This window comes from Yoonia sp. F2084L (genome assembly GCF_023015625.1).
Classification (GTDB): Bacteria; Pseudomonadota; Alphaproteobacteria; order Rhodobacterales; family Rhodobacteraceae; genus Yoonia.
In genome coordinates this window covers 1,015,660-1,041,553 of record NZ_JALKAH010000001.1, presented here as the reverse complement: position 1 = coordinate 1,041,553, position 25,894 = coordinate 1,015,660, and the positions used below count along the sequence as shown (strand labels likewise).

The window sequence follows — 25,894 nt, the reverse complement described above, 5'->3', positions numbered from 1 at the left end:
GGCCCTAAAAATGCCCGTCAAGAATCGCTTTGCAGAACTCCTGCCCGAAATTACAGCGTGGCGCCGCGACCTGCATGAGAACCCCGAAATCCTGTTTGAGACGCATCGGACTTCGGCCATCGTTGCCGAAAAACTCAAGGAATTTGGTTGCGATGAAATCGTCACAGGCATCGGGCGCACCGGCGTGGTCGGCGTGATCAATGGCAAAAGCGACACATCAGGCAAAGTCATCGGTTTGCGCGCCGATATGGACGCCCTTCCGATTCACGAACAAACCGGGCTCGACTACAAGTCGAAAGTGGATGGCGCGATGCACGCCTGTGGACACGACGGGCATACCGCGATGTTGCTGGGGGCGGCGAAATACCTCTCTGAAACCCGCAATTTCGACGGGAAGGTTGTGGTCATTTTCCAACCTGCCGAAGAAGGCGGCGGTGGCGGCAAGGAAATGTGTGACGATGGCATGATGGACCGCTGGGGTATTCAAGAGGTTTACGGCATGCACAACTGGCCCGGTAAACCGGTCGGCAGCTTTGCGATCCGGCCGGGCGCATTCTTTGCCGCAGCAGATCAGTTTGAAATGACGATTGAAGGCAAGGGTGGGCACGCCGCCAAACCTCAGGAAACGATTGATACGACCGTGGTGGCCAGCCAAATCGTGATCGCATTGCAGACAATCGCATCGCGCAACGTTGATCCGGTGGAACAGGTGGTTGTCTCGGTCACCAGCTTTGAGACCTCATCCAAAGCCCACAATGTCATCCCGCAGACAGTGCATCTGCGTGGAACCGTGCGCACGCTTTCTGCGGGAATGCGTGATCTGGCCGAAAAGCGGTTGATCGAGATTGCAGAAGGGATAGCGACGACATTTGGCGCCACTGCGGACGTGGACTATGTGCGCGGCTACCCGATAATGGTGAACAGCGAAGCACAGACAGAGTTCGCAGCCGAGGTGGCAAAATCAGTGTCCGGGGCATGCGAGTACGCCCCCTTGGTGATGGGCGGCGAAGACTTTGCATTCATGCTCGAAGAGCGTCCGGGAGCGTATATTCTGGTTGGCAACGGCGATACGGCGTCGGTGCATCATCCCGAATACAACTTTGCGGATGAAGCTATTCCAGCAGGATGTTCATGGTGGGCCGAGATCGTAGAGCAAAGGATGCCAGCAGGGTGAATTGCTGGTTTGCGCCAAAACTAACCCTGTTGTAGCAACACAGCCCATGCGGTCGAAAGTGAGGGCAATCTGCCCCGCTTACCAAAGATGGATCCTGACCCTAGTTGGTTAGGATATCGGTTGGCATCCCGTTCTCACATAGCTGTTCATCCTGCGCAGCTTGGAGATCTGACAGCACAGTTGACGCCAAGGGGCATGCCGCGCCTTCACACTGTACCCGGCTTGCAGAAATCATCAGGCTGCCTAGCGCTGTTTCCAATTGATAGAGGCCGTCGTTGTAGCCCGTTAGCTTGCCAGCCATGCTGGCTGAGCCATCGTAAGAACGAAGCTCAATTTGTTCTGCGGTGGTGATGGTTGGCACCGCCAACGCGGTGAAAAAAATGACTGCGGTGATCTTACCGTTGGATTTGTTAAACATGTTACTCGCTAACCTTTACTATACATTAAAATAGCTTAGCGGGATGACGAGGACACCATGAGAGAAAAACTCGCGTTCTGTCCTAAAGGATAGGACGTCAGCCAGTTATTCTTGCTTTGGGCACGTTCCCGCATAGGTTTTGTCACATGGGAGCAGCAGTTCCGGGGCGCAATGAGCCTGCAAGCTCAGCCACCCGTATGCGACATGTGCCGGCTGACCTGCCCGTCGACCTTCTGGCGCGAATAGTCAAAATCATGCCCCTTGGGCTTTAGTGCGATCGCAGCCCGGATCGCGTTTTCGAGGTCAATATCTGCCTCGGACGCGCGCAACGGTGCGCGCAGGTCGGAATGCCCTTCCTGACCCAGGCAGGTATATATCTCACCGGTGCAGGTGATCCGGACGCGGTTGCAACTTTCGCAGAAATTATGGCTGAGCGGGGTGATGAAGCCGATCTTTTGTCCGGTATTTTCAACCCTCACATAGCGCGCCGGTCCACCGGTGCGTTCAGGCAAATCGGTCAGCGTTGACCGTGCTTCAAGGCGAGCGCGCAGGTCTTTTAGCGACCAGTATTGCCCAAACCGATCTTCGTTTCCGATATCGCCCATTGGCATCACTTCGATGAACGTCAGATCCATGTCACGCGAGGCACACCAATCGGTGAGCGTTTCCAGCTCATCCTCGTTAAAGCCTTTCAGTGCGACGGTATTGATCTTGACCCGCAACCCGGCCTTTTGTGCGGCATCAATCCCGCGCAAAACCTGGGGCAGGCGGCCCCAGCGCGTAATGTCAGCGAATTTCGTCTCATCCAGCGTGTCGAGCGACACGTTGATCCGCCGTACACCAGCCGCAAACAGATCATCGGCGAAGCGCTCAAGCTGGCTGCCATTCGTGGTCAGCGTCAGCTCGTGCAATGCGCCCGTATCCAGATGCCGCGACATGCTTTGAAAGAACGTCATGATGTCGCGGCGGACCAAAGGCTCACCCCCGGTGATCCGAAGTTTGCGCACACCAAGCCGGACAAAGGCGGAACACATGCGGTCCAGCTCTTCCAGCGTCAAAAGCTCTTTTTTGGGCAGGAAGGTCATGTTCTCTGACATGCAGTACACACAGCGAAAATCACAACGATCGGTGACCGATACTCGAAGGTATTCAATCGTGCGGGCAAACGGGTCGATCAATGGCTCTGTCATACTGGTAACCTTAGCACGGGCGATGCGCTGCGCAAGCGCCATGAGGGCCGTTGCATGGCATCAAATGGCGGCATAGGGTGACGCTATGAGACTAGTTTTGATCCTGCCTATCGTGGCCCTCGCCGGCTGTTCCACCCCGTCATTTCAGGGGCTGTTTGGCACCGCTGCGGCACCCGCCATTGCCGCACCCGTGCCAACGCTGAACCCCACGCCGCCGCCACGGCCACCAGTAACGGCAGTCACCGCCGAGCAGTTTGACACGACCAGTCAGGCAGAACGCGATGCGGCTGTCGTCACCGAAGAACCGACGGGCGATGATCAGGCGCTGGGTACGACGATTGCATCGCTCGGGCCACCAGCAGAACCGGGAATTTGGCTGAAAACGCCCTTGGTGACCGCGCTCACCGCTGGTCGCGTCGAATACCAAGGCAAGACGATCAACATCGAACTGCGCCCCTCAGGCGGTGCCGCAGGGTCCGGCAGCCAGATGAGCCTTGCCGCGATGCGCCTGATCGAAGCGCCTTTAACATCATTGCCGGAAGTCACAGTGTATGGCGCGCCCTAGTCGGGCAGTTTACGCGCGGCCTCTTTGACGGCAAAGGGTTTCATGTCAGCCCTGTGGGCATCCAGAAAGTTGCGCACCCGGTCCGGGTCATGCTTGGATAGCTCGCGCAGCCACCACGCGATTGCTTTTTGTATAAACCAATCGTGATCAGTGACATAAGACGCAGCCCAGCCCAGAACCCGGTCTCGGATCGCTGTATCGGCGGGTTTGGGGTGGTTCTGTTTGGTCCAGGGCAGGGTCATGACCAAGGCTGCACGTTTGGTCCACATATGATCCGATGTTGTCCACACTTCGACTTCATCTAAACGCGATGGGTCAGCGACCAGTCGCTTTTGCCCGGCAATGCTGGCGTGATCGGCGATGGCCCATGCGTCGAACTCTGGCACCCACGCGGTGATCAGTGCCCAAGCGCCTGCGTCATCAGGCCTGATCCGCGCCTGCGTAAGCAGTTTTGCCGCCGCAATACGCCCTTCGTGGGTGTTTCCCTTCCAAAGACCCTTCGCCAGCGCCAACCGCTGTTCAAGATCCACATCAGCCCGCCATGCTTTCACGTGCTCATCAATCGCCGGATTTGCGATACCCAGATAGGGGCGGTCCACCTTGTGATACTTGTGCATCTCAGCCGCTTTGACCGGATCACCCAAAGCGCGCAGTTGTGCAATTGCTGTCTTTGCGGTGATCATTCGACGGTCACTGACTTGGCCAGATTGCGGGGCTGGTCCACATCCGTGCCCTTGGCGACAGCCGTATGATAGGCCAGCAGTTGCGCTGGGATCGCATAAAGGATCGGGGCGAGGAACGGATCAATTTCCGGCATGATGATCATATCCCAAACGCCTTCGCCCGCTTCATCGGCGCCCTTTTGATCGGTGATCAACAGTACCTTGCCGCCGCGCGCCATGACTTCCTGCATGTTGGATACGGTTTTATCGAAAAGGCTGTCGCGGGGGGCCATGACGATCACGGGCACATGTTTGTCGACCAAGGCGATGGGGCCATGTTTCAATTCGCCAGATGCATAAGCTTCGGCATGTATATAGCTGATTTCTTTTAATTTAAGTGCACCTTCAAGAGCAAGCGGATACATCGCTCCACGCCCCAAGAACAGAATATCACGCGCCTCAGCCAGCTTGCGCGAAATGTCTTTGGACTTCTCCTCAATCCCCAGTGCGTGGTTCAAAAGCCCCGGCAACGCGCGCAAAGCGACCAGTTTTTCCGCTAGTGCAGCATCGCCCAACTTGCCGCGCATTTGTGCGGCGCGCAAAGCAAGGATGGCGAGGGTCGTCAGTTGGCAGGTGAATGCCTTGGTTGAGGCGACCCCAATCTCGGTTCCGGCCAAAATCGGCAGCGCCATATCGCTTTCGCGCGCGATTGAGCTTTCGGGGACATTGACGACTGACATGATTTTGTCGGCCTTGCCTTCCATGTAGCGCAGCGCGGCGAGTGTATCGGCGGTTTCGCCCGACTGGCTGACAAACAGTGCCACAGTGCCGGACGTCACCGGTGGTTCGCGGTAGCGGAATTCGGACGCGACATCGACCTCCACCGGGATACCGGCGATCTGCTCGAACCAGTACTTCGCAACCAGACAGGCATAAAATGCCGTACCGCAGGCGACCATGGTCATGCGTTCGACCTTTGCAAAGTCGACCTCTGGTTCAGGCATCGTCACCGCCGTGCCATCAGCGCTGATGTAATGCGACAGCGCCCCTTGCAGCACGACGGGTTGCTCGGCGATTTCCTTGGCCATGAAGTGCTTGAACCCGGCCTTATCGACGCGGGCGGTATCAATCTGGATAGTTTTGACCGCACGGTTGGCGATGGCCCCGTTCGCATCGCGAATTTCAACGCTGGTGCGGGTAATCACCGCCCAATCGCCTTCTTCCAAATAGCTGATCCGGTCGGTCATAGGTGCGAGCGCGATAGCATCGGAGCCGACGAACATTTCACCGTCGCCATAGCCAATCGCCAGTGGCGAGCCCTTGCGGGCGGCGATCAGCAGATCGTCTTCGCCATCGAAGAGAAAGCACAGCGCATATGCGCCTTCAAGCCGCGCAATCGTCTGCTCTGCTGCGTCACGCGGGCTTAGCCCTTGATCGCGATAGTAGTTCGCCAAAAGCGCCACGGTTTCCGTATCTGTATCGGTTTCAAACCCAACGCCTTGGTCGGCCAGAAAACTGCGCAATTCGCGAAAATTCTCGACAATCCCGTTATGCACAACAGCGACACTACCTGCGCGATGCGGATGTGCGTTGCCTGCATTGGGCGCACCATGGGTCGCCCAGCGGGTGTGGCCGATGCCTGCTTTGCCCGGCAGCGGGTCATGCACCAGCATGTCAGACAGGTTCACCAGCTTGCCAACCGCGCGCCGTCGGTCCAGCCGCATGTCGTTGATGGTGGCGATCCCTGCGCTGTCGTATCCGCGATATTCCAACCGCTTAAGCGCCTCGACCAACAATGGGGCGGCCTCGTGATCGCCCAATACACCGACAATGCCACACATGGTTTAGGACCCTTTTGCTTTTCTGGCTTTGAGTTTTTCAAACAGGCGCACTGCAAAGCCTGCCTTGTTTTCCTGCCGTGCGCGCGCAACGGCCAAATCGCCCGGAGGTACGTCTTTTGTCACGACGGACCCGCTGCCCGTCATCGCCTGATCACCAATGGTGACAGGGGCAACCAGCATGGTGTTGGATCCGATAAACGCATCCTCGCCAATCGTCGTTTTATGCTTGAAGACACCATCATAATTGCAGGTGATCGTGCCAGCACCAATGTTGCTACGCGCGCCGATAGCGGCGTCGCCGATGTAGGACAAGTGATTGACCTTTGCGCCTTCGGCCACTTGCGCATTCTTGACCTCGACAAAATTGCCGATTTTCACGTTCTCGGCCAGTTCCGCGCCGGGGCGCAGACGGGCGTAAGGGCCGACGACGGCACCGCGCGACACATGACACCCTTCCAAATGGCTGAAGGCGCGAATGGTGGCGCCTGATTCAACGGTGACGCCGGGGCCGAAGACGACGTTGGGCTCGATCACAGTATCCCGCCCGATCACCGTATCATGCGCGAAGAACACCGTTTCGGGGGCGGTCAGCGTCACGCCATCAGACTGAGCATCCGCACGGGCGTGGGTCTGAAACAGCGCTTCGGCCTGGCTAAGTTCGGCGCGGGAATTAATCCCAAGCGTCTCGGCCTCATCACAGCGCACCACAGTGGCTGACAGCCCGCGTGCGCGGGCAATGCCGATGATATCGGTGAGGTAGTATTCGCCAGCGGCATTGTCGTTTCCAACCGCGTCAATCAGATCAAAGAGCGTTGCGCTATCTGCGGCAACAACACCGCTATTGCATAGGGTTACGCGGCGCTCTTCATCCGTTGCATCCTTGAATTCCACAATCCGGTCCAACTGATCGTCTTGCATGATCAAACGGCCATAGCGTCCCGGATCAGCCGCCTCGAACCCCAGCACAACCACATCATGGGTCAGCCGTGCCGCTGTCATGGCAGCAAGTGTTTCGGGGCGAATGAAGGGTGTGTCGCCGTAAAGCACCAAGGCATCACCTGTGAACCCTTTCAAAGCTTCACGGGCCTGGTTCACGGCATGGGCAGTGCCTAACTGTTCAGACTGAATAGCGATGGTCACATCGGAATCATAAGCCTTAGCCGCCTTTTCAACCAAATCCGCCCCATGCCCCGCAACCACAACGGTGCGCTCCGGTTCAAGCGCTGCACCGGATTTCATCGCATGTACCAGCATCGGCGCGCCTGCGATCTGATGCAGCACCTTGGGCAGGTCGGAATTCATGCGCGTGCCCATGCCGGCGCCTAGGATAATCAGTGCGGTTGCCATTGCTGCCTCAAACCTTGTTGTTGATGCGACTTCTACTGCCCTTTTTGATTATCACAAGGGGATGGGGGTTCACATCAGTTTACATGGCGTTACAGAGTGTCAGCGAGATAAAAGGCAGGGCCATGACAAAGCGCACAGTGATTTTCGATCTTGATGGCACGTTGGCCGACACCAGCGGCGATTTGATCGCAGCGGCGAACACCTGCTTTCGTGGGCTGGGTTTGGGTGATTTGCTGGACCACAGCCAAGACGCCGCGACCGCGCTGCGGGGTGGTCGCGCGATGCTGACCTTGGGTTTTTCACGGGTGGAAGGGTTCGGTAAGGCGGAGGTTGACGCGCAGTATCCAGTTTTGTTGGACGCTTATGCCGCAGACATTGATACCCATACCGTCATGTATCCCGGCGCGATGGAGGCAGTAGAGCGCCTGCTCTTGGCCGATTACGCGGTCGGTATTGCCACAAACAAACCTGAAGGATTGGCCGAAACTCTGATGACAAGCCTTGGCGTGCGCGATGCATTTGCCTCGCTGGTCGGGGCCGACACACTGCCGGTGCGCAAACCCGACCCCGAACACCATTTTGAGGCCGTGCGGCGCGCGGGCGGTGATACGGGCCGTTCGCTGCTGGTGGGCGATACCGCGACCGACCGCGATACGTCGCGCAATGCGGGTGTGCCATCCGTTTTGGTGACCTTTGGACCGGGGCGTGACGATGTGCTGGCACTTGATCCAGAGGCCACAATCGACAGCTATGATCAGCTTGATGATGTGGTCGCGCGCCTGATCGGCTGAATTGGCCTTATCACCTGGGTCGAAGTGGCCATTTGACGCGGACGAAAAGCGCCTAGAGAATAGCGCCATGACAGAGATATTCACCGGCAGCTTCACCCAACAAGAACCAATCCCCGCAGAAGGGATCGCGGCAGCCAATGCCGTGATGCAATCGGGCCGCTTGCACCGCTACAACACCAGCGGGGATGAAATCGCGGAAACCGCTTTGCTGGAAGAGGAGTTCGCGGCCTCGGTCGGGTCCAAATACTGCCTCGCCGTGGCCTCTGGCGGCTATGCAATGACGACAGCTTTGCGCGCATCGGGCGTGCAACATGGTGACAAGGTGTTGACCAACGCCTTTACGCTGGCCCCGGTGCCTGGTGCGATTGCGGCCGTGGGCGGCGTGCCCGTCTTTGTCGGCGTGACCGAGGATCTTGTGATCGACCTTGATGATCTGGCGGCAAAGCTGGATCAGGCCAAGGTTCTGCTGCTGAGCCACATGCGTGGCCATATCTGCGATATGGAACGGCTGATGGCGATGTGTGACGCGGCGGGTGTGACCGTAATCGAGGATTGTGCGCATACGATGGGGGCCGCCTGGAACGGCGTACCCAGCGGGCGCTGGGGGCGGTTTGGCTGCTACTCGACACAGACCTATAAACACATCAACTCGGGCGAGGGTGGCTTCCTGATCTGTGACGGGGCCGAGGATATGGCGCGCGCGATCATGCTGTCGGGCAGCTATATGCTGTTTGAAAAGCACCGCGCGGCACCGCCGGTCGAGACATTTGCGAAGATCAAATACGAGACCCCCAATATCTCTGGCCGGATGGACAACCTGCGTGCGGCGATCCTGCGTCCGCAGTTGCGCAATCTGGCGACACAGGCCGCGCGCTGGAACGAACGTTATCGCGTGCTGGAAACGGGGCTGTCTGACACGCCCGGTCTGCACCTGATCCCACGGCCTGAGAAAGAACAATTCGTCGCCTCATCCTTTCAATTCCTGCTGTTGGATTGGCAGCCAGAGGCGATCCAAACCGTACTTGGCCGTTGCGCCTCGCGCGGGGTTGAGCTCAAGTGGTTTGGCGGGGCAGAGCCCAAGGGCTTCACCTCGCGCTACGACAGCTGGCGCTATGCGCCGTCCGCGCCGATGCCGGCTTCAGACCGTATCTTGGCCGGGGTGATCGACATGCGCCTGCCGCTGACCTTCAGCCCTGAGGACTGCGCGTTGCTGGCCCGCATCATCCAGGCCGAGGTGGCGGCTGCTTATCAGGGTCAAGCCGCGGCAGAATAAACGCCACGAAAATGCGTAGCCCTGCAGCAAGTACTTGAAGCAGAAATGACTCGACAGGTGGCCTCTTGGCTGCTTATTTAATGAACAAGCGTTCAATTAATGCGGAGCTACCAATGTTTCACGCCTCTATGACCTTTGATTTGGGTGAAGATGTGAATGCCCTGCGCGATATGGTGCACGACTGGGCGCAGACGCGAGTGAAACCGATGGCGGCTGAGATTGATCAGTCAAACGCATTTCCCCCGGCGCTTTGGACGGAAATGGGTGAACTCGGGCTTCTGGGCGTCACAGTTGATGAAGAATACGGCGGGGCAGGCATGTCCTACCTCGCGCATACGGTCGCAATCGAAGAAATCGCCCGCGCGAGCGCTTCGATAAGCCTGTCTTACGGCGCACATTCCAATCTTTGCGTTAACCAGATCAAGTTGAATGGCTCTGACGAACAGAAAGCAAAATACCTGCCGCGCCTGATATCCGGCGAACACGTCGGCGCACTGGCGATGTCTGAGGCCGGGGCGGGGTCCGACGTGGTGTCGATGTCGCTGCGGGCCGAGAAGCGCAACGATCATTACCGTCTGAACGGCAATAAATACTGGATTACCAACGGACCCGACGCCGATACGCTGGTGGTTTATGCCAAGACTGACCCTGATGCGGGGTCCCAAGGGATCACCGCCTTCCTGATCGAAAAGGAAATGACCGGGTTTTCCACCTCACCCCATTTCGACAAACTGGGGATGCGGGGGTCCAACACGGCCGAGCTGATCTTTGACGATGTGCAGGTGCCGTTTGAGAACGTTCTGGGCGAAGAGGGTAAAGGTGTCCGCGTTCTGATGTCTGGCCTCGACTATGAGCGCGTTGTGCTGGCGGGCATCGGCCTTGGGATCATGGCGGCCTGCCTAGACGAGGTGATGCCCTATGTCAGCACCCGCAAACAATTCGGCGAACCCATCGGGAACTTCCAACTGATGCAAGGCAAAATCGCGGATATGTACACGGCAATGAATTCAGCGCGTGCCTATGTGTATGAGGTGGCGAAGGCCTGTGACCGGGGGACTGTGACCCGACAAGATGCGGCTGCCTGCTGCCTTTATGCCTCGGAAGAAGCAATGAAACAGGCGCACCAAGCGGTACAGGCGATGGGTGGGGCCGGTTTCCTGAACGACGCGCCCGTGGCTCGTTTGTTCCGGGACGCCAAGCTGATGGAAATCGGGGCAGGGACGTCAGAGATCAGACGGATGCTGGTGGGTCGTGAGATGATGGGGGCGATGGGGTGAGGGTGCCTGTCGAACAAAAAGGTGCAGTGGCGATGGCAGATCGGTGCGGCGCTGAGCGAGAAACGCGGGAGGCGGCTGGATGAGTCGTCTTTGCGGACTGGCTGCGTTACTGCTCGCCACGTCCGCCGTGGCACAAGAAAGCTGGCCCTATGAAAGCGCCGTGCATGATTGTTACGCAGCCGCAACCGCCGCAAACGGATCTGACGACTGTATTGGTGACGCTGCGAATACCTGTATGGAGCAAGAGGCAAATGGCTACAGTACAGTTGGCATGATGTTCTGCCTGTCGGATGAAGCTGGTGTTTGGGACTTCTTGCTTAATCAAGAATATCAGTTGGTGAAGAAATTTGCGTTGGAGCGGGATGAAAGTGATCTTTCAAACTTCCCTGAGTATGCCGTCCGTCAAGAGCAAGTCCTGAACGCCCAAAGGGCTTGGATCGCTTTTCGCGATGCCAACTGCACTATGTCCTATGGTCGGTATGGCGCGGGATCTTTACGACAGGTTGCAGGAGCAATGTGCAACATGCGCATGACGGCTGAACGGGTTTTGGAGCTTGAGCAGTACAGGGCACCGATACAATGAAACGCGCCTATTTCTTCCTCCCCCTCGCGGCCCTCATCGCCTTTGCAGCCTACCTTGGCCTGCAATGGGGCAAGGTGCCGTCCGAAACCGATATCATCAACCGCTACGCTGCCGCCTATATGAAAACCGCACCCAGCGGGGCAGCCCCGACCGATTGCGCGGCCACCCCGCATCCTGATCCGGCGGTGCGCATGGTCGTCAGTTGCGCCAATCCGTCGGGTTTGACCACGACCTATTTTGTTGGTCCCCGCGGCGAAGCCTTGCCCCCACCGACAGAGCCGGGGGCATGACCGTATTGTGCATGACACGCGTGCTGGCGTTGATCGGCGCGAGCCCCGTTCAGGCGCAGGACTCTGCATGGAGCAAGATGAAGAATGAGTGATCGCAAACAACATCTGGCGGCTTTGAATGAGGTCGCGCAGGCTGCGGCTGCGGCAGCACAAGGTGGCGGCGAGAAATCCCGCGCACGCCACGTCAGCCGCGGCAAGATGCTGCCGCGTGATCGCGTCGCAGGATTGCTCGACCCCGGAAGCCCGTTTCTGGAGGTGGGCGCGACCGCCGCCCACGGCCTTTATGATGGTGCCGCCCCATGCGCAGGGGTCATTGCGGGCGTCGGCCGTGTGAATGGCCACGACGTTATGGTCGTCTGCAACGATGCTACCGTCAAAGGCGGCACCTACTACCCGATGACCGTCAAGAAACACCTGCGCGCCCAAGAGATTGCAGAGGCCTGTCATCTGCCTTGCGTCTATCTGGTGGATTCAGGTGGTGCGAACCTGCCCAATCAGGACGAGGTGTTCCCCGATCGCGATCACTTTGGCCGGATTTTCTACAACCAAGCGCAGATGTCCGCCAAGGGCATCCCTCAGATCGCGGTTGTGATGGGATCATGCACGGCTGGCGGGGCTTATGTGCCCGCCATGGCCGATGTGTCGATTATCGTAAAAGAGCAAGGCACGATTTTTCTGGCGGGCCCTCCGCTGGTGAAAGCGGCGACAGGAGAGATCGTGTCATCAGAAGACCTCGGCGGCGGTGATGTGCATACGCGCCTGTCTGGCGTAGCGGATTATTTGGCAGAGGATGATACGCATGCACTGGCCTTGGCGCGGCAAGCCGTAGCGTCCTGTAATCTGGATAAATCATTGCAAGCGAATAGGTTACCGCCTGAAGCTCCTGCGCTTGAGCCTGATACCCTCTTCGATGTGGTCCCCGCCGATCTGCGCACGCCCTACGACATCCGCGAGGTGATCCAGCGCATCGTGGACGGGTCTCGCTTTGATGAATTCAAAGCGCGTTTTGGTGAAACGCTGGTCTGCGGCTTTGCTCATATTGACGGCTGGCCCTGTGGGATTATCGCGAACAATGGGGTGCTGTTTTCGGAAAGTGCACAGAAGGGCGCGCATTTCGTCGAACTGTGCAGCCAGCGCAAAATCCCGCTGGTGTTCCTGCAAAACATCACCGGCTTCATGGTCGGCCAGAAATACGAAAACGAAGGGATCGCGCGGCACGGGGCCAAGATGGTCACTGCGGTGGCCACAACGAAGGTGCCCAAGATCACGATGGTCGTCGGTGGGTCTTTTGGTGCCGGTAATTATGGCATGTCAGGAAGAGCTTACAGCCCGAACTTCATGTGGTCATGGCCCACGTCGCGCATATCGGTGATGGGCGGCGAACAGGCCGCTGGTGTGCTGGCGACAGTTAAGCGGGACGCGATCGAACGCGCAGGCGAAAGCTGGTCCGCCGAAGACGAAGCGGCCTTCAAACAGCCGACCATTGATATGTTCACCGAACAATCCCACCCGCTTTATGCCAGTTCACGGCTGTGGGACGACGGCATCATCGACCCGCGCAAAAGCCGTGAGGTGCTGGCGCTGTCGCTTGCCGCATCCATGAATGCACCGATTGAGGAGACACGCTTTGGCGTGTTCCGGATGTGATGGCGATGTTCTCAAAAATCCTGATTGCAAATCGAGGCGAGATTGCGTGCCGTGTCATCCAGACCGCCCGCGCGATGGGGGTTCGCACGGTTGCTGTCTATTCCGATGCCGATGCGCAGGCTCTGCACGTCGCGATGGCGGATGAGGCCGTGCGTCTTGGTCCGGCCCCTGTTGCTGATAGCTATTTGCGCGGTGATCTGATCATTCAGGCGGCGTTGGATACCGGTGCGCAGGCGATCCATCCCGGCTATGGGTTCTTGTCCGAAAACCCCGATTTTGTCGCCGATGTTGAAGAGGCGGGGCTAACCTTTATCGGGCCTTCGGCGGATGCGATCCGTGCGATGGGGCTGAAAGATGCAGCCAAGGCGCTGATGGAAAAGGCGGGTGTGCCGGTGGTGCCCGGCTATCATGGTGCCAACCAGGACGCGGCGTTTCTGGCGGGCAAGGCGGATGAAATCGGTTATCCCGTCTTGATCAAGGCCGTCGCCGGTGGTGGCGGCAAGGGGATGCGGCTGGTTGAGAGGGCGCCAGATTTTCTGGAAAATCTGGCCTCCGCCCAGGCGGAGGCGCGCACCGCCTTTGGCAACGCCGATGTGCTGATCGAGAAATACGTCCAAAGCCCGCGTCACATCGAGGTGCAGGTCTTTGGGGATGGCAAAGATGCCGTGCATCTGTTTGAGCGGGATTGTTCGCTGCAGCGCCGCCATCAAAAGGTGATCGAAGAAGCGCCAGCGCCGGGGATGACGGATGATGTGCGCAAAGCGATGGGCGATGCGGCGGTGACAGCGGCCAAGGCCATTGGCTATGCGGGTGCGGGCACGATTGAGTTTATCGTCGATGGCAGCGACGGGCTACGCGCCGACGGGTTCTGGTTCATGGAAATGAACACGCGGTTGCAAGTCGAACATCCGGTGACCGAGGCGATCACGGGTGTTGATCTGGTGGAATGGCAGTTGCGCGTGGCGGCGGGTGAGCCACTGCCTGCGCGACAGGAAGACCTTGCCATCAACGGTCATGCGTTTGAAGCGCGGCTTTACGCGGAGGACGTGCCTGCCGGGTTTTTGCCAGCGACCGGGATGATTGATCATCTGTCATTTCCACCCGATGCCCGCATTGACAGCGGGGTGAGTGCCGGAGATGAAATCTCGCCTTGGTATGATCCGATGATCGCCAAGGTCACCGTGCATGGCCCGGACCGCGCGCGCGCCCTGCAGTCGCTGTCAGCAGCTTTGGATGCGACGCAGGTGGCGGGGACCGTGACAAACCTTGGGTTCTTGCGGCGCTTGGCGCGTGCGGCTGATTTTGTGTCGGGTGACGTGGATACAGGGCTGATCGCAAGGCACAGCGAAACGCTCTGTGCAAAACCGTCACCGACGCCACATGATCTTGCGGTTGCCGCTGCAACAGCCGCTCAGTTTGGCGATGAGCCACTGACAGGCTTTACGCTTTGGCAGCCCTTGCAACGGTGGATCGCATTGCGTGATGGCGACGACGAAACGGTTGCTTTTCTGACTGTTCAATCCGCCACGGACTGTGTGGTGCAGATCGAAGATGCCGCGGTGCGCCTACATCGCCGTGCCGGGCATTGGGGTTTGCACGCAATCCTGCACGGCGGACACGTCACCGTTTTCGGCAGTGAAAATTTCACCTTTGAAATCGTGGACCCATTGGCGCGGGCTGGAACGGCAATGGGTGGCGACACAGTGTTGGCTCCGATGCCGGGGCTGGTCCGTGCTGTCGCCATTGCAGTCGGGCAAACGGTGGCAGAGGGGGATCGTCTAGTGGTGCTGGAAGCAATGAAAATGGAGCATGTCCTGCGCGCGCCCCGTGCCGGCGTCATTGCAGATGTGACCGTGGCAACAGGGGATCAGGTGACCGCAGGTGCTTTGATGGTCCGTCTGGAGGACGAAACATGATCCGTTTGCACCATTGCCCGCAAACACGGTCCATGCGCAGCCTGTGGTTATTGCATGAGCTGGGCGTTGACTTTGACGTTGTGGAATACCCTTTCGACAAAACCCTGCGCGAAGAACCCTACCGGTCGCTGAACCCCACAGGGCGGGTGCCGACGCTGGAAATCGACGGGGTGGTGCTGACCGAAAGCGGGGCCATTGCCGAATACCTGTGCGAGCTTTTCCCGCAGGCGGGCTTGGGTCGAGACCCAAGTCACGCGGAGCGCCCGATGTGGCTCAACTGGATCCATTTCGCCGAGACGATATCACAACATACGGCGGCATTAACCCAGCAACATGTGGCGCTTTATGATGACACGATGCGCTCGCCCATTGTGATGCAGTTGGAGGCTAAACGTCTGGCCAAGACCCTTGGCACCATCGAGGCACGTTTGGAAGGTGACTATCTGCTGTCTGATTTTTCGGCTGCCGACATTGGTGTGGGGCAGGCCGTTTATATGGCGCGGCATTTTGTGGCGCTGGATGATTTGCCGCGTGTGGCTGCATGGTTTGCGCGGATGCAAGCGCGGCCTGGCTATCTGCGCGCCTTGCCCGAGGGGCCGGGGCTCTATGCCCGCGCGTTTTACCCACCTTGGGAGGTGGCGAAATGAATGGCTTGATCTTGTTGGGGCGCTGCCCCCGGCCTGCGGCCTCCCCCGAGGTATTTTTGAACATGAGAAGCAGGGCCGATGGCTGAGACGGTGCGTATCCACGAGGTTGGCCCGCGCGATGGATTGCAGAATGAACCGGGGGTGATTTCTGTCGCCCGCAAGGTGGCGCTGATTGATCTGCTCAGCCGGTCTGGCCTGCGCGATATTGAGGTGGGCAGCTTTGTCAGCCCCAAATGGGTGCCGCAGATGGCCGATACTGATCAGGTCTTGGCGCAGCTGACGCCTGTTGCGGGGGTGCGATATGCTGTTCTGGTGCCAAATATGCGCGGCTGGGAAGGGTATCTGGCCGCCCGTCGGTTGCATTTCTTGCCTGATATTGCTGTTTTCATTTCCGCCTCTGAAGGGTTTTCACAGAACAATTTGAACTGTTCCGTTTCTGAGTCTGTGGCCCGTTTGCGTCCGGTTGTCGCGGCCGCTGCCGAAGCTGGTGTGGCTGTTCGTGGCTATGTGTCCTGTGTCACTGATTGTCCTTTTGATGGACCCACAGCCCCGGAACAGGTTGCAGATGCCGTGGCGTTGCTACGACAGGTCGCACCGATGCCGATCTCATTGGGCGATACCATTGGCAAAGGCACACCGGACCGTGTCGGGGCCATGTTAGAGGCAGTGTTGGCAGTGGTACCTGCCGCCGAGCTAGCCGGACATTTCCATGATACCGGCGGGCAGGCATTGGCGAATATTGACGTATCCCTTGATCTGGGGCTGCGTGCCTTTGACAGTGCAGTCGGTGGTTTGGGCGGCTGTCCTTATGCCCCCGGCGCGCCGGGGAATGTGGCGACCGAGGCGGTGCTGGAGCTTCTAGACCAGCGTGGATTTGAAACCGGCGTGGACCCCGCGGTAATTGCGCAGGCGGCCGAAATGGCAAAGGGAATGCGATGATTGATCTGACCGTTGATGCGCGCGGTGTCGCAACACTGTCACTGGCGCGGCCGGACAAGCACAACGCCTTGTCGCAAGCTTTGATTGACGCGCTGCGTGCTGCCGCAGAGCAGATTGCAGCCGATAAAACCATTCGCGTCGTGGTTTTGACAGGGCAGGGCCCGTCGTTTTGTGCCGGTGGCGATCTGTCATGGATGCAGGATCAGATGGCCGGTGACGCGGCCATGAAACGGGCCGCAGCGCAATCTATTGCGCAGATGCTGGGCGCGATCAATAGCCTGCCACAACCGGTTATCGGGCGCATCCAAGGCAATGCGTTTGGCGGTGGGATCGGGATGGCTTGCGTTTGCGATACAGCCATCGCTGCCGATCACGCCAAATTCGGCCTGACCGAGACTAAGCTAGGTTTGATCCCGGCCACTATCGGCCCCTACGTTCTGGGACGCATGGGAGAGGCACATGCGCGGCGCGTGTTTATGTCCGGGCGCATCTTTGATGCCACGGAGGCCGCAACGCTGGGCATCGTCGCCAAGGAAGTTCCCGAGGCTGATCTGGACGCTGCGGTTGAGGCGGAGGTCACCCCCTACCTCAAATGCGCACCGGGCGCGGTGGCTGCGGCAAAACGCTTTGCGCGCAGTCTTGGGCCGACAATCGACGATTCGGTGGTGGCGCGTTCGATTGATGCGCTGATCGCACAATGGGAGGGCGACGAGGCAGAAGAAGGCATTTCTGCCTTCTTTGAGCGGCGAAAGCCCCGATGGGACGCCACGTCAAAGTCTTAATTGCCAGAATTGCGTCTCACTTCTGACCGATTTTAAGAGGAAATTTACGTCTCAAACAGGAGACGAAAATGCTTTTCGATTGGCCGACAGCTGAACAGATGATGTACCGCGTGATGCGCTTGCGCCGCTTGGTCGCCTTGGCCGTCGTCATTCCTGTGGTTGTGATGCTGGGTGTCGCGCTTGTTGACCCCGCCGTCCTGACACCTCAACATGCAACGATTGCGTCGCTTGCGGTTGCCGCGCTCGTTGTGGGCCATGTGATGTTGTTTCCCAATGTCACGCTGGAAACGATCAGCCTGTCTTTGTCTGTCACCGCACTCGTGCTGGTGATGCCGTGGATCAAAGCAGTCGCGCATTGGGCACCGGCCGAGCACGTTTCGGCAGCCTTGGTTATTCTTGTCGCCCTTGCTGTTGCGGCCATGGGCGTTTTGATGGCGCTGCTGCAATTGGCGCTGAATGCATTGGCCTATGCAGGCCCCGCCTTGCGCATCCGTCTGACAACCCGTCAAACCTTGCCGTGTTCTGCCAGCGTCGCGCGGCGTCAGTGCGCGCTTCAGCCACAAACCCGCCGGGGTCGTGTTTTGGCCGGAACGGCTGATGACGATGGTTTTTTTGATGTCGCAGTCGCATCTGCCAATGTCGCTGATCCCGAAAATCCAACGCAGCCGCTTGTCGTGAAAGTGGACGCAAAGGTGCTATCGTCGACCGATGATCAGCACGATGTGATGATCGTGTTGCCAAACGGGTCGGTCACAGTGACATCGCAGCGGTTTGCGCAACTCAACGAAGGCTGCCAGATCGAAATCCTTGATATGCCAGGCGATTTTACCCTTGGTATGCACGCGATGTTCTGGTTGACTGATCAGCAGGCTGACAACCTGACCGAGATGACAGATGTGATCTTTGGGCAAAGCGACCGCGCAAACGGTTTGGCGCATGCTGTTTCGCTTTTGTCCGTGGCAGGCACGCTTTTGTCACCACGCCAACCGGTTGCGAACCGCGCCGACTAATTCCTTTCAAATTGCGTCATAAGTGATACTTCGCTTGGTTGACCCTGCACGGCGGCAACGGTATGCATTCGCGTAGCCAACAGTACGGGTGCGTCGCGCCCCGAGCCGAAAGGAACAACCCTTGCAGGAAATGCTCTCTGAATACCTGCCGATCATGATCTTTTTGGGGCTTGCGATTGCGCTGGGCCTGATCCTGATCCTTGCTGCGGCTGTTGTTGCGGTGCGCAACCCGGACCCTGAAAAAGTATCTGCCTACGAATGCGGATTTAACGCTTTTGATGACGCACGGATGAAATTCGATGTGCGCTTCTATCTGGTTGCGATCCTGTTCATCATCTTCGACCTTGAGGTCGCGTTCCTGTTCCCTTGGGCGGTCGCATTCCAAGACGTCAGCATGGTCGGCTTTTGGTCAATGATGGTGTTTCTGGGCGTGCTGACCATAGGCTTTGCCTACGAATGGAAAAAAGGCGCGCTTGAGTGGGAGTAAGCTGGCAAAAGCCATGCCCCCTAGCCAGTAACTGCCGTGAATAGAGGCTGCGTATTATTGGTATCCTTGGCATAAAAGACAGGCTCTGCGATACCTGAAACCTTCGCTCGATACATCGCGCGATCAGCATTTTTTTGAAGCTCTGGCCAGCAGATACCCTCAGCACCGATGGCGACCCCGATTGAAGGCGTAATCTTATGCGCCCTGTCACCGATGCGGACCGGGGGCGTGGTGGCTTTGATGATGCGCCATGCGATCGTTTCGGCGGTTTGGCACGGGTTTTCATCGCGCAAAATGCAAACAAATTCATCCCCGCCAATGCGCACTATCGCGTCCTGTGCGCGTAATGTGCCACGGACGCGTTCCGCAAAGACTTGCAACGCCAGATCCCCCACATCGTGACCTTGGCTATCGTTAAGTTGCTTAAATCCGTTCAGATCAAGATAAATTGCAGCGATGCGCCCGGTCGCAATAGCCTCACGATACGTTGGCAGGGAAATAAGTGTATCAAGACCGGCCCGATTGATCAGCCCCGTCAGGCGGTCGGTGCGCGCCAGTTGCTGTTGGTCCAGCAAGGCGCGCGTTTGTCTGGACGACGCCCGCCCTACAACAAGGTTGGACACCAGCGTCAAAAGACAAAGAGCCAGAATTACGGGCAGGGCGGTATTCAACAACCGCTGGCCGGGGCGATCCGGGGTCCAATGCAGTGAGGCGATACTTTGCCCGGTGATATCGTTGAACAACAGCGTGGATTGCTCTGCCGTCGCCGCACTGGTTGCGGTGTCTAATGTGATATCAGTGACAAAGAATTTGCGGCCCAATGTTGCAAGCCGTGTTGGTGTGATCCAATTCCCTGCGATCATGACCGGAAAATCCGTCAGCCCGTCAGATGCAGGTTCGTCCGGCTGGATCCGTACAGCTGCCACAGCCGCAAACCGGTCGCCGTTTAATGCAAAACCTGTTTTTGTAAAATATGGTACGACCGGACTATCGACGACTGCCGCATAAAAAGGGGCAGAGAGCCTATGATCATATACACTTAAGTCAGAAGCACTGCCTCCGGTTTCATAAGCATAAAGCGGGGTTCCATCGCCATCGAGCACATAGATAAAGTCGAATGTTGTCGATTCAGTCGCCCCTGATCCAAAGTTTTCATAAAAATCTGCGGTTGACCGGTTGGTGACGAGCGTGTGCGCGTAATCCCAATGGGCGTAGTCTTGGGTGCTAATGGCGACACTATCTAGTTCGGCCTGTAAGGCCGCTTCCAACTGCGCCGCTGTCGTGGATCGGGCCTGCATATTCGCGTGATTAGCCATCCAGATGGCGACCCCGATGATCACGACGATTGCGGTCAGGCCGTTCGCGACTGAGGTCAAAAAAATGCGCCATGCCAGCCGATGCGCATCGTCCTGCCCATCGGATGCCACATGTCGTTCGATATTCATTTGGACGGCTCCAGCAATACGTGCGCTTTAGGTATTGGGGGACCGTTAACAACCTCTTAAATCAACCGGGCCTTTGCGGAGCATTTTAGCAAAGCCATAATGACGCGCACCACGGTTGTCTGCTTGACCTTCGGCGGGGCGGGGCTTAGTTGAAAAGCAGGGACTAAAGCCATGGGAGAGCCTGCATGGGCGTGATGACCGGAACCTCCGTTGGGGCCGACAAAGAACACGGCGCGCAACTGATTAATTCTGAGTTGCAGGACAAGGGTTTCCTTGTGACCTCGACCGCTGACATCGTGAACTGGGCGCGCACAGGGTCCCTGCACTGGATGACCTTTGGGCTGGCCTGTTGCGCGGTTGAGATGATGCATACCTCGATGCCGCGCTATGATCTTGAGCGTTTTGGCACAGCGCCGCGGGCATCCCCTCGTCAGTCTGATCTGATGATTGTGGCCGGGACGCTGACCAACAAGATGGCCCCTGCGCTGCGCAAGGTCTACGACCAGATGCCAGAGCCGCGTTATGTGATCTCAATGGGGTCCTGCGCGAATGGCGGCGGCTATTATCACTATAGCTATTCGGTCGTGCGCGGTTGTGACCGCATCGTGCCGGTCGATATCTATGTGCCGGGCTGCCCACCAACAGCGGAGGCGCTGCTGTACGGGATTTTGCAGTTGCAACGCAAAATGCGTCGGACGGGGACAATTGTACGATGACAGAAGCCCTGCAAGAACTCGGCACTCATCTGGAGCTGAAGCGCACGGATTGCGTGCTGTCTTGGGAAGTCGCCAATGATGAGCTGACGGTGACCGTTGCCCCATCCTCGCTTGTCAGCTTTGTGGAGTTCCTCAAGAACGATGCGACCTGCAAGTTCTCGTCGCTGGTCGACATCACGGCCGTGGATTACCCCAGTCGCGCCAAGCGGTTTGACGTCGTCTACCATTTCCTCAGCATGTATCAGAACCACCGCATTCGGTTGCGGGTTCAAATCCGCGAAGAAGATATGCTGCCGTCGATCATGTCCGTGCACCCCTCGGCCAACTGGTTCGAGCGTGAAGTATTCGATATGTTCGGCATCCTGTTTTCGGGTCACCCTGACCTGCGCCGTATCCTTACGGATTATGGATTTCGCGGGCATCCGCTGCGCAAGGATTTCCCGACAACGGGTTATACCGAAGTCCGCTATGACGAAGTGCAAAAGCGCGTCGTCTACGAACCTGTCAGCCTTGTGCAGGAGTACCGCCAGTTTGATTTCATGTCGCCGTGGGAAGGTGCGGAGTACATCCTGCCGGGTGATGAAAAGACGGAAGAGAAAACAGGCTGATGGCTGCTTTGCCGGGCAAATGTATGTGCGGTGCTGTTACGTTCACTGCGACGCCCACGCCCGGCGGTCTTGGCGCAGGGGCCTGCCACTGCGGGATGTGCCGAAAATGGTCGGGCGGGATGTATCTGTCCGTTGATTGCGGGTCTTCGGTGGTCTTTGACGATGGCGCGCCAGTGGGGTCCTACAAGGGTTCCGAATGGGGTGCGCGCTTGTTTTGCAAGGAATGTGGCTCGTCGCTGTTGTGGCAAACCCAGGACGGCCAGAACCAGCACGTTTCTATTCAGGCTTTCGAGGATCCCAGCCAGTTCGAGATTGGCATTCAGGTGTTTATCGACAAAAAGCCCGAGAACTACGCCTTGGCCAATGACACCAAAACAATGACCGAGGCTGAGGTGTTTGCGCATTATATGCCGGACGGTGACCCGTGATGACCGCACCAACCATCCTGTATTGCGTTGGGGCCACGAAGGCCGGCACCTCTTGGCTTTATCGCTATCTGCACGACCACCCTGATTGCGCGATGCCTGCGGTGAAAGAGGCCCATTATTGGGATACTTTTGATGCCGAGAAGCGTGATCCGCAGTTGGTGGCCTACCAGGCCCGCTTGGCAGAGATGCGTGCGGCACAGGACCAAGCCGGCGCGGAAGGCCGTGGCTGGCAGGTTGAGAACTTGGATCGCCGCATCAATGAGATGAAAGCCCTGATTGCGACGCTTGAAGCGGACCGCAGCGATGACAGTGCTTACGCGGCATGGATGATGACCGGCCGCGATGGGGCGCTGGTTGTGGGCGACATCACCCCCAATTATGCAACCCTTTCCGATGATGACCTTGTGCGCATGCGCGATCTGTCACCCAGTACGAAGTTCCTCTATCTGATCCGCGATCCGCTGGACCGCCTTTGGTCGCATATCCGCATGCAGGCCCGCCGCCAGCGCCAGGACCATGAAGTCTACGAGAAGAAATCCAACAACATCCTCTATCGCATTCTGAACCGGGGCCAAGAAACGCATATCCTTGAGCGGGGCGACTATCCCAAGATCATCCGCAAGCTGCGTCGCGTGATCCCCGAAGGTCGGTTGTTGATCCAGTTTACTGAGGACCTGTTTACACCAGACGGGCTGGCCAAGCTTTGCGCTTTCCTCGGCATTAAACCGGTCAAGGCAGAAGTCGCCCGCCCGGCCAATGAGGGACCTGAGGTCGTGATGCTGGACAAGCTGCGCCCCCGCGCGTTGGGGCTGTTGAATGAACACTATGAATGGGTGGCGCGCAATGTCGGGCCCCTGCCACAGCGGTGGCAAGACAATTTAGCGAGGGCTTAAGCCATGATGGACGGCGATATCCGTACAAACACCTATGATGATGGATCGACTGATGCGGCCACTGATGAGCAGCAGATCAGAAACTTCAACATTAACTTTGGCCCGCAACACCCGGCGGCGCATGGCGTTTTGCGTCTGGTACTGGAGTTGGATGGCGAGATCGTAGAGCGTTGCGATCCGCATATCGGCCTGCTGCACCGTGGCACCGAAAAGCTGATGGAAAGCCGCACGTACCTGCAAAACCTACCTTACCTGGACCGGTTGGATTACGTAGCCCCGATGAACCAGGAACATGCTTGGTGCTTGGCGATTGAGCGTTTGACCGGCACCGAAGTCCCGCGTCGTGCGTCCCTGATCCGCGTGCTCTATTCCGAGATCGGGCGCATCCTGTCACATCTTCTCAACGTGACGACACAAGCGATGGACGTCGGCGCGCTGACCCCGCCGCTGTGGGGTTTTGAAGAGCGCGAAAAGCTGATGATCTTTTACGAGCGTGCCTGTGGTGCGCGCCTGCACGCGGCCTATTTCCGCCCCGGTGGCGTGCATCAGGACCTGCCAGATCAATTGGTCGAAGACATCGACACGTGGGCGATTGAATTCCCCAAAGTGCTGGACGACATCGACGGGCTGCTGACCGAAAACCGTATCTTCAAGCAGCGCAATGCCGACATTGGTATCGTGACCGAAGACGACATTCAGGATTGGGGGTTTTCTGGTGTGATGGTGCGCGGGTCCGGCCTTGCCTGGGATTTGCGCCGTGCCCAGCCCTATGAATGCTATGACGAGTTTGAATTCCAGATCCCCGTCGGCAAGAACGGCGATTGCTATGACCGCTATCTTTGCCGCATGGAGGAAATGCGCCAGTCTACCCACATCATCCGCCAAGCCTGCGAAAAGCTGCGTCACGAGAAGGGTGATATCATGGCGCGAGGCAAGATGACGCCGCCCACGCGTGGCGAAATGAAGACCTCAATGGAAGCGCTGATCCACCACTTTAAACTTTATACCGAAGGGTTCCATGTGCCCGCAGGCGAGGTTTACGCCGCTGTTGAAGCGCCAAAGGGCGAGTTCGGCGTTTATCTGGTCGCCGACGGCACAAACCAGCCGTATCGCGCCAAGTTGCGCGCGCCGGGCTATCTTCACCTGCAAGCGATGGACTATATCTGCAAAGGCCATCAGCTGGCCGATGTCAGCGCGATCATCGGAACGATGGATGTCGTGTTCGGTGAGATTGACAGATGACAACGGGTGACCTGCTCTTGGGGATTATGGTGTCCTTGGGGTTTTTCGTGTCAGCCTTTGTCGCGCGGGCCTTTCGTGGCCGGATGGCCGGGGTTGTGATCGGTGGCGTGGCCGGACTGGCCGTATCGGTCTTTGTACTGGTCTACGGGCTAACGGACGTATTTGCAGTTGCGCCTGTGGCGGCAGAGAATTGACAAAGGCAGGCCCTAGGGCTTGTCGCCCAAATAACCGGGAGCGAAGAAGATGATCGGTAGACTGACCCTTGTTGCATTTGTGGGCCTTTCGGCCTGTGCCGTGCCAATTGCTGTGCCAGTACCAACACCGGCGCCCACGCCAATGGTCGTGCCACAATCAGCCAAAGAACGCTTTGTCAGCAGTGTCGCGGCCAATGGCTGTGCGTTGACCAGCGCCAACACCGATGTGATCATGGCCGACGCTGTATTGTCGCGTCAAGATATGGCGCGAGTGATGACAGAACTGCGCTCTGAGGGGCGTGGCGAGATTGATGGGGCAACCTTCCGGATCACCGGTGGGGCCTGTGCCTGACGACAAATCTCTTGCCCGGCGTGGCCGGTGTGTTAGGGGATAAAGTGACCATAAAGATGACCGGAAAGACCTGATGCTACGCCGCCTTTACCAAGACCAGCCTGAAACATTCGCCTTCACGCCAGACAACCAGAAATGGGCCGAGGCACAGATGAAGAAGTTTCCCGAAGGGCGCCAAGCATCGGCCATCATCCCGATCTTGTGGCGCGCGCAAGAGCAAGAAGGCTGGCTGTCCCGCCCGGCAATTGAATATGTCGCGGCAATGCTTGATCTGGCCTATATCCGTGCGCTCGAGGTCGCGTCGTTCTATTTCATGTTCCAATTGCAGCCCGTTGGGTCAATTGCCCATATTCAGGTCTGCGGCACTCTGTCTTGCATGATCTGTGGGGCCGAGGACCTGATTGGTGTGTGTAAGGACAAGATATCCGATAAGCCCCATGCCCTGTCGGCAGATGGCAAGTTTTCGTGGGAAGAGGTCGAGTGCCTCGGCTCTTGTGCAAACGCACCGATGGCCCAGATCGGCAAGGATTACTACGAAGACCTGACCGCCGAGCGGTTGGGCGAAATCATTGATGAATTGGCCGCTGGTCGCGTTCCAACGCCCGGCCCGCAAAACGGCCGCTTTGCTGCCGAGCCTCTGAAAGGGCTGACCAGTCTGAAAGGCTATGACAGCGGTAAGACTAAGTATAACGCCAGCGCGCAACTTGCGACGGATATCGGTGATACCATCAAGCGGATTGATGGAACTGAAGTGCCACTGCTGACCCCTTGGGTAAAAGACGCCAAAGCGGCACCTTCGCCAAAGGCAAAGGCCACGACGCCGAAACCAAAGCCTGTCAAATCAACGCCCGTGAAAGCTGCACCAAAAGCGGCTGCGCCAGTTGCCGAAAAACAGCCAGAAACGCTGTCGGCGCCGCGTGATGGTGGTGCTGATGACCTTAAAAAGATCAGTGGTGTTGGACCCAAGCTTGAAAGCGTCTTGAACGATCTTGGCTTCTGGCACTTTGATCAGATCGCCAAATGGACCATGGACGAAATCGCATGGGTTGATAGCCGTCTGAAATTCAAAGGCCGCATTGAGCGCGACAACTGGATGGCGCAGGCGGCAGATCTGGCGAAGGGCAAGTAAGCGCCCTTTGATTGTGCGCGTTACTGGGCTTGTGGCCAACTAAGTGGA

Annotated in this window: 28 protein-coding genes; 22 read left to right on the top strand and 6 right to left on the bottom strand. The window is 57.9% G+C overall.

Translation table 11 applies throughout. The annotated features are described in order from the left end of the window. Nucleotides 1–10 precede the first annotated feature (10 nt). Nucleotides 11–1,174: a M20 aminoacylase family protein gene (locus MWU60_RS05160; protein WP_247226051.1), complete on the top strand. Its 1,164-nt coding sequence runs from the start codon at nucleotides 11–13 to the stop codon at nucleotides 1,172–1,174. Between the two features lie 100 nt (nucleotides 1,175–1,274). Here MWU60_RS05160 and MWU60_RS05155 read toward each other — a convergent pair whose 3' ends face one another. After that, nucleotides 1,275–1,592, bottom strand: a complete 318-nt coding sequence (locus MWU60_RS05155; protein WP_247226050.1) for a hypothetical protein — start codon at nucleotides 1,590–1,592, stop codon at nucleotides 1,275–1,277. Between the two features lie 185 nt (nucleotides 1,593–1,777). Continuing rightward, nucleotides 1,778–2,782 carry a GTP 3',8-cyclase MoaA gene (gene moaA / locus MWU60_RS05150; RefSeq protein WP_247226049.1) on the bottom strand — a complete coding sequence of 335 codons (1,005 nt, stop codon included), beginning with the start codon at nucleotides 2,780–2,782 and terminating at the stop codon, nucleotides 1,778–1,780. An 85-nt stretch (nucleotides 2,783–2,867) separates the two neighbouring features. Here moaA and MWU60_RS05145 point away from each other — a divergent pair, with 85 nt between their 5' ends. Next, nucleotides 2,868–3,347, top strand: coding sequence for a D-galactarate dehydratase (locus MWU60_RS05145; RefSeq protein WP_247226048.1), 480 nt, complete (start codon nucleotides 2,868–2,870; stop codon nucleotides 3,345–3,347). On the opposite strand, the gene MWU60_RS05140 is transcribed toward MWU60_RS05145, so the two are convergent. Genes MWU60_RS05140 through glmU form a run of 3 tightly spaced genes read right to left on the bottom strand, consistent with a single transcriptional unit; the run spans nucleotide 3,344 to nucleotide 7,197 of the window. After that, nucleotides 3,344–4,027, bottom strand: coding sequence for a DNA alkylation repair protein (locus tag MWU60_RS05140; RefSeq protein WP_247226183.1), 684 nt, complete (start codon nucleotides 4,025–4,027; stop codon nucleotides 3,344–3,346). The two genes, MWU60_RS05145 and MWU60_RS05140, sit on opposite strands and share 4 nt — an antisense overlap. Beyond that, entirely contained in the window at nucleotides 4,027–5,850 is a 1,824-nt protein-coding gene (glmS, locus tag MWU60_RS05135; RefSeq protein ID WP_247226047.1) for a glutamine--fructose-6-phosphate transaminase (isomerizing), read from the bottom strand. Before glmS ends, MWU60_RS05140 begins: the two co-directional genes overlap by 1 nt. A gap of 3 nt (nucleotides 5,851–5,853) precedes the next feature. Next, nucleotides 5,854–7,197, bottom strand: coding sequence for a bifunctional UDP-N-acetylglucosamine diphosphorylase/glucosamine-1-phosphate N-acetyltransferase GlmU (gene glmU, locus MWU60_RS05130; RefSeq protein WP_247226046.1), 1,344 nt, complete (start codon nucleotides 7,195–7,197; stop codon nucleotides 5,854–5,856). Nucleotides 7,198–7,319: 122 nt separating this feature from the next. On the opposite strand from glmU, the gene MWU60_RS05125 reads away from it, so the two are divergent. The 12 genes from MWU60_RS05125 (at nucleotide 7,320) to MWU60_RS05070 (ending at nucleotide 18,839) form a co-directional block, all read left to right on the top strand. After that, entirely contained in the window at nucleotides 7,320–7,988 is a 669-nt protein-coding gene (locus MWU60_RS05125) for an HAD hydrolase-like protein (RefSeq protein ID WP_247226045.1), read from the top strand. Nucleotides 7,989–8,055: 67 nt separating this feature from the next. Beyond that, entirely contained in the window at nucleotides 8,056–9,261 is a 1,206-nt protein-coding gene (locus tag MWU60_RS05120; protein ID WP_247226044.1) for a DegT/DnrJ/EryC1/StrS family aminotransferase, read from the top strand. 113 nt (nucleotides 9,262–9,374) lie between these two features. Then, nucleotides 9,375–10,538, top strand: coding sequence for an isovaleryl-CoA dehydrogenase (locus tag MWU60_RS05115; RefSeq protein WP_247226043.1), 1,164 nt, complete (start codon nucleotides 9,375–9,377; stop codon nucleotides 10,536–10,538). A 79-nt stretch (nucleotides 10,539–10,617) separates the two neighbouring features. Beyond that, on the top strand, nucleotides 10,618–11,121 hold the full coding sequence (locus MWU60_RS05110; RefSeq protein ID WP_247226042.1) for a lysozyme inhibitor LprI family protein: 504 nt from the start codon (nucleotides 10,618–10,620) through the stop codon (nucleotides 11,119–11,121). Further along, a complete protein-coding gene (locus MWU60_RS05105; protein WP_247226041.1) occupies nucleotides 11,118–11,411 on the top strand; it encodes a hypothetical protein in 294 nt (97 codons plus the stop codon). The genes MWU60_RS05110 and MWU60_RS05105 overlap by 4 nt, the downstream gene beginning before the upstream one ends. A gap of 84 nt (nucleotides 11,412–11,495) precedes the next feature. Beyond that, entirely contained in the window at nucleotides 11,496–13,058 is a 1,563-nt protein-coding gene (locus tag MWU60_RS05100; protein ID WP_247226040.1) for a carboxyl transferase domain-containing protein, read from the top strand. 5 nt (nucleotides 13,059–13,063) lie between these two features. Then, entirely contained in the window at nucleotides 13,064–14,974 is a 1,911-nt protein-coding gene (locus tag MWU60_RS05095) for an acetyl/propionyl/methylcrotonyl-CoA carboxylase subunit alpha (protein WP_247226182.1), read from the top strand. Beyond that, the gene (locus tag MWU60_RS05090) at nucleotides 14,971–15,621 is read left to right on the top strand and encodes a glutathione S-transferase family protein (RefSeq protein ID WP_247226039.1); all 651 of its coding nucleotides are present in this window, start codon (nucleotides 14,971–14,973) and stop codon (nucleotides 15,619–15,621) included. Before MWU60_RS05095 ends, MWU60_RS05090 begins: the two co-directional genes overlap by 4 nt. A gap of 78 nt (nucleotides 15,622–15,699) precedes the next feature. Next, nucleotides 15,700–16,560, top strand: coding sequence for a hydroxymethylglutaryl-CoA lyase (locus tag MWU60_RS05085; RefSeq protein ID WP_247226038.1), 861 nt, complete (start codon nucleotides 15,700–15,702; stop codon nucleotides 16,558–16,560). Then, a complete protein-coding gene (locus tag MWU60_RS05080; RefSeq protein ID WP_247226037.1) occupies nucleotides 16,557–17,342 on the top strand; it encodes a crotonase/enoyl-CoA hydratase family protein in 786 nt (261 codons plus the stop codon). Before MWU60_RS05085 ends, MWU60_RS05080 begins: the two co-directional genes overlap by 4 nt. A 68-nt stretch (nucleotides 17,343–17,410) precedes the next feature. Continuing rightward, nucleotides 17,411–18,352, top strand: coding sequence for a hypothetical protein (locus MWU60_RS05075; RefSeq protein WP_247226036.1), 942 nt, complete (start codon nucleotides 17,411–17,413; stop codon nucleotides 18,350–18,352). Nucleotides 18,353–18,473: 121 nt separating this feature from the next. Beyond that, the gene (locus MWU60_RS05070) at nucleotides 18,474–18,839 is read left to right on the top strand and encodes an NADH-quinone oxidoreductase subunit A (protein WP_247226035.1); all 366 of its coding nucleotides are present in this window, start codon (nucleotides 18,474–18,476) and stop codon (nucleotides 18,837–18,839) included. A 20-nt stretch (nucleotides 18,840–18,859) separates the two neighbouring features. On the opposite strand, the gene MWU60_RS05065 is transcribed toward MWU60_RS05070, so the two are convergent. Further along, nucleotides 18,860–20,284: a diguanylate cyclase gene (locus MWU60_RS05065; RefSeq protein WP_247226034.1), complete on the bottom strand. Its 1,425-nt coding sequence runs from the start codon at nucleotides 20,282–20,284 to the stop codon at nucleotides 18,860–18,862. 185 nt (nucleotides 20,285–20,469) lie between these two features. On the opposite strand from MWU60_RS05065, the gene MWU60_RS05060 reads away from it, so the two are divergent. From MWU60_RS05060 to nuoE, 8 genes are all read left to right on the top strand, one after another. Next, complete coding sequence (locus tag MWU60_RS05060) at nucleotides 20,470–21,000, top strand: NADH-quinone oxidoreductase subunit B (protein ID WP_247226033.1); 531 nt, start codon at nucleotides 20,470–20,472, stop codon at nucleotides 20,998–21,000. Then, the gene (locus MWU60_RS05055; protein ID WP_247226032.1) at nucleotides 20,997–21,608 is read left to right on the top strand and encodes an NADH-quinone oxidoreductase subunit C; all 612 of its coding nucleotides are present in this window, start codon (nucleotides 20,997–20,999) and stop codon (nucleotides 21,606–21,608) included. Before MWU60_RS05060 ends, MWU60_RS05055 begins: the two co-directional genes overlap by 4 nt. After that, nucleotides 21,608–22,036, top strand: coding sequence for a GFA family protein (locus tag MWU60_RS05050; RefSeq protein ID WP_247226031.1), 429 nt, complete (start codon nucleotides 21,608–21,610; stop codon nucleotides 22,034–22,036). Before MWU60_RS05055 ends, MWU60_RS05050 begins: the two co-directional genes overlap by 1 nt. Then, on the top strand, nucleotides 22,036–22,929 hold the full coding sequence (locus MWU60_RS05045; RefSeq protein WP_247226030.1) for a sulfotransferase: 894 nt from the start codon (nucleotides 22,036–22,038) through the stop codon (nucleotides 22,927–22,929). The genes MWU60_RS05050 and MWU60_RS05045 overlap by 1 nt, the downstream gene beginning before the upstream one ends. Before the next feature lie 6 nt (nucleotides 22,930–22,935). Continuing rightward, nucleotides 22,936–24,171: an NADH-quinone oxidoreductase subunit D gene (locus tag MWU60_RS05040; protein WP_247226180.1), complete on the top strand. Its 1,236-nt coding sequence runs from the start codon at nucleotides 22,936–22,938 to the stop codon at nucleotides 24,169–24,171. Then, nucleotides 24,168–24,365 carry a hypothetical protein gene (locus MWU60_RS05035; RefSeq protein ID WP_247226029.1) on the top strand — a complete coding sequence of 66 codons (198 nt, stop codon included), beginning with the start codon at nucleotides 24,168–24,170 and terminating at the stop codon, nucleotides 24,363–24,365. Before MWU60_RS05040 ends, MWU60_RS05035 begins: the two co-directional genes overlap by 4 nt. 49 nt (nucleotides 24,366–24,414) lie before the next feature. After that, nucleotides 24,415–24,717: a hypothetical protein gene (locus MWU60_RS05030; protein ID WP_247226028.1), complete on the top strand. Its 303-nt coding sequence runs from the start codon at nucleotides 24,415–24,417 to the stop codon at nucleotides 24,715–24,717. A 73-nt stretch (nucleotides 24,718–24,790) separates the two neighbouring features. Further along, nucleotides 24,791–25,846: an NADH-quinone oxidoreductase subunit NuoE gene (nuoE, locus tag MWU60_RS05025; RefSeq protein ID WP_247226027.1), complete on the top strand. Its 1,056-nt coding sequence runs from the start codon at nucleotides 24,791–24,793 to the stop codon at nucleotides 25,844–25,846. Nucleotides 25,847–25,894: the final 48 nt, after the last annotated feature.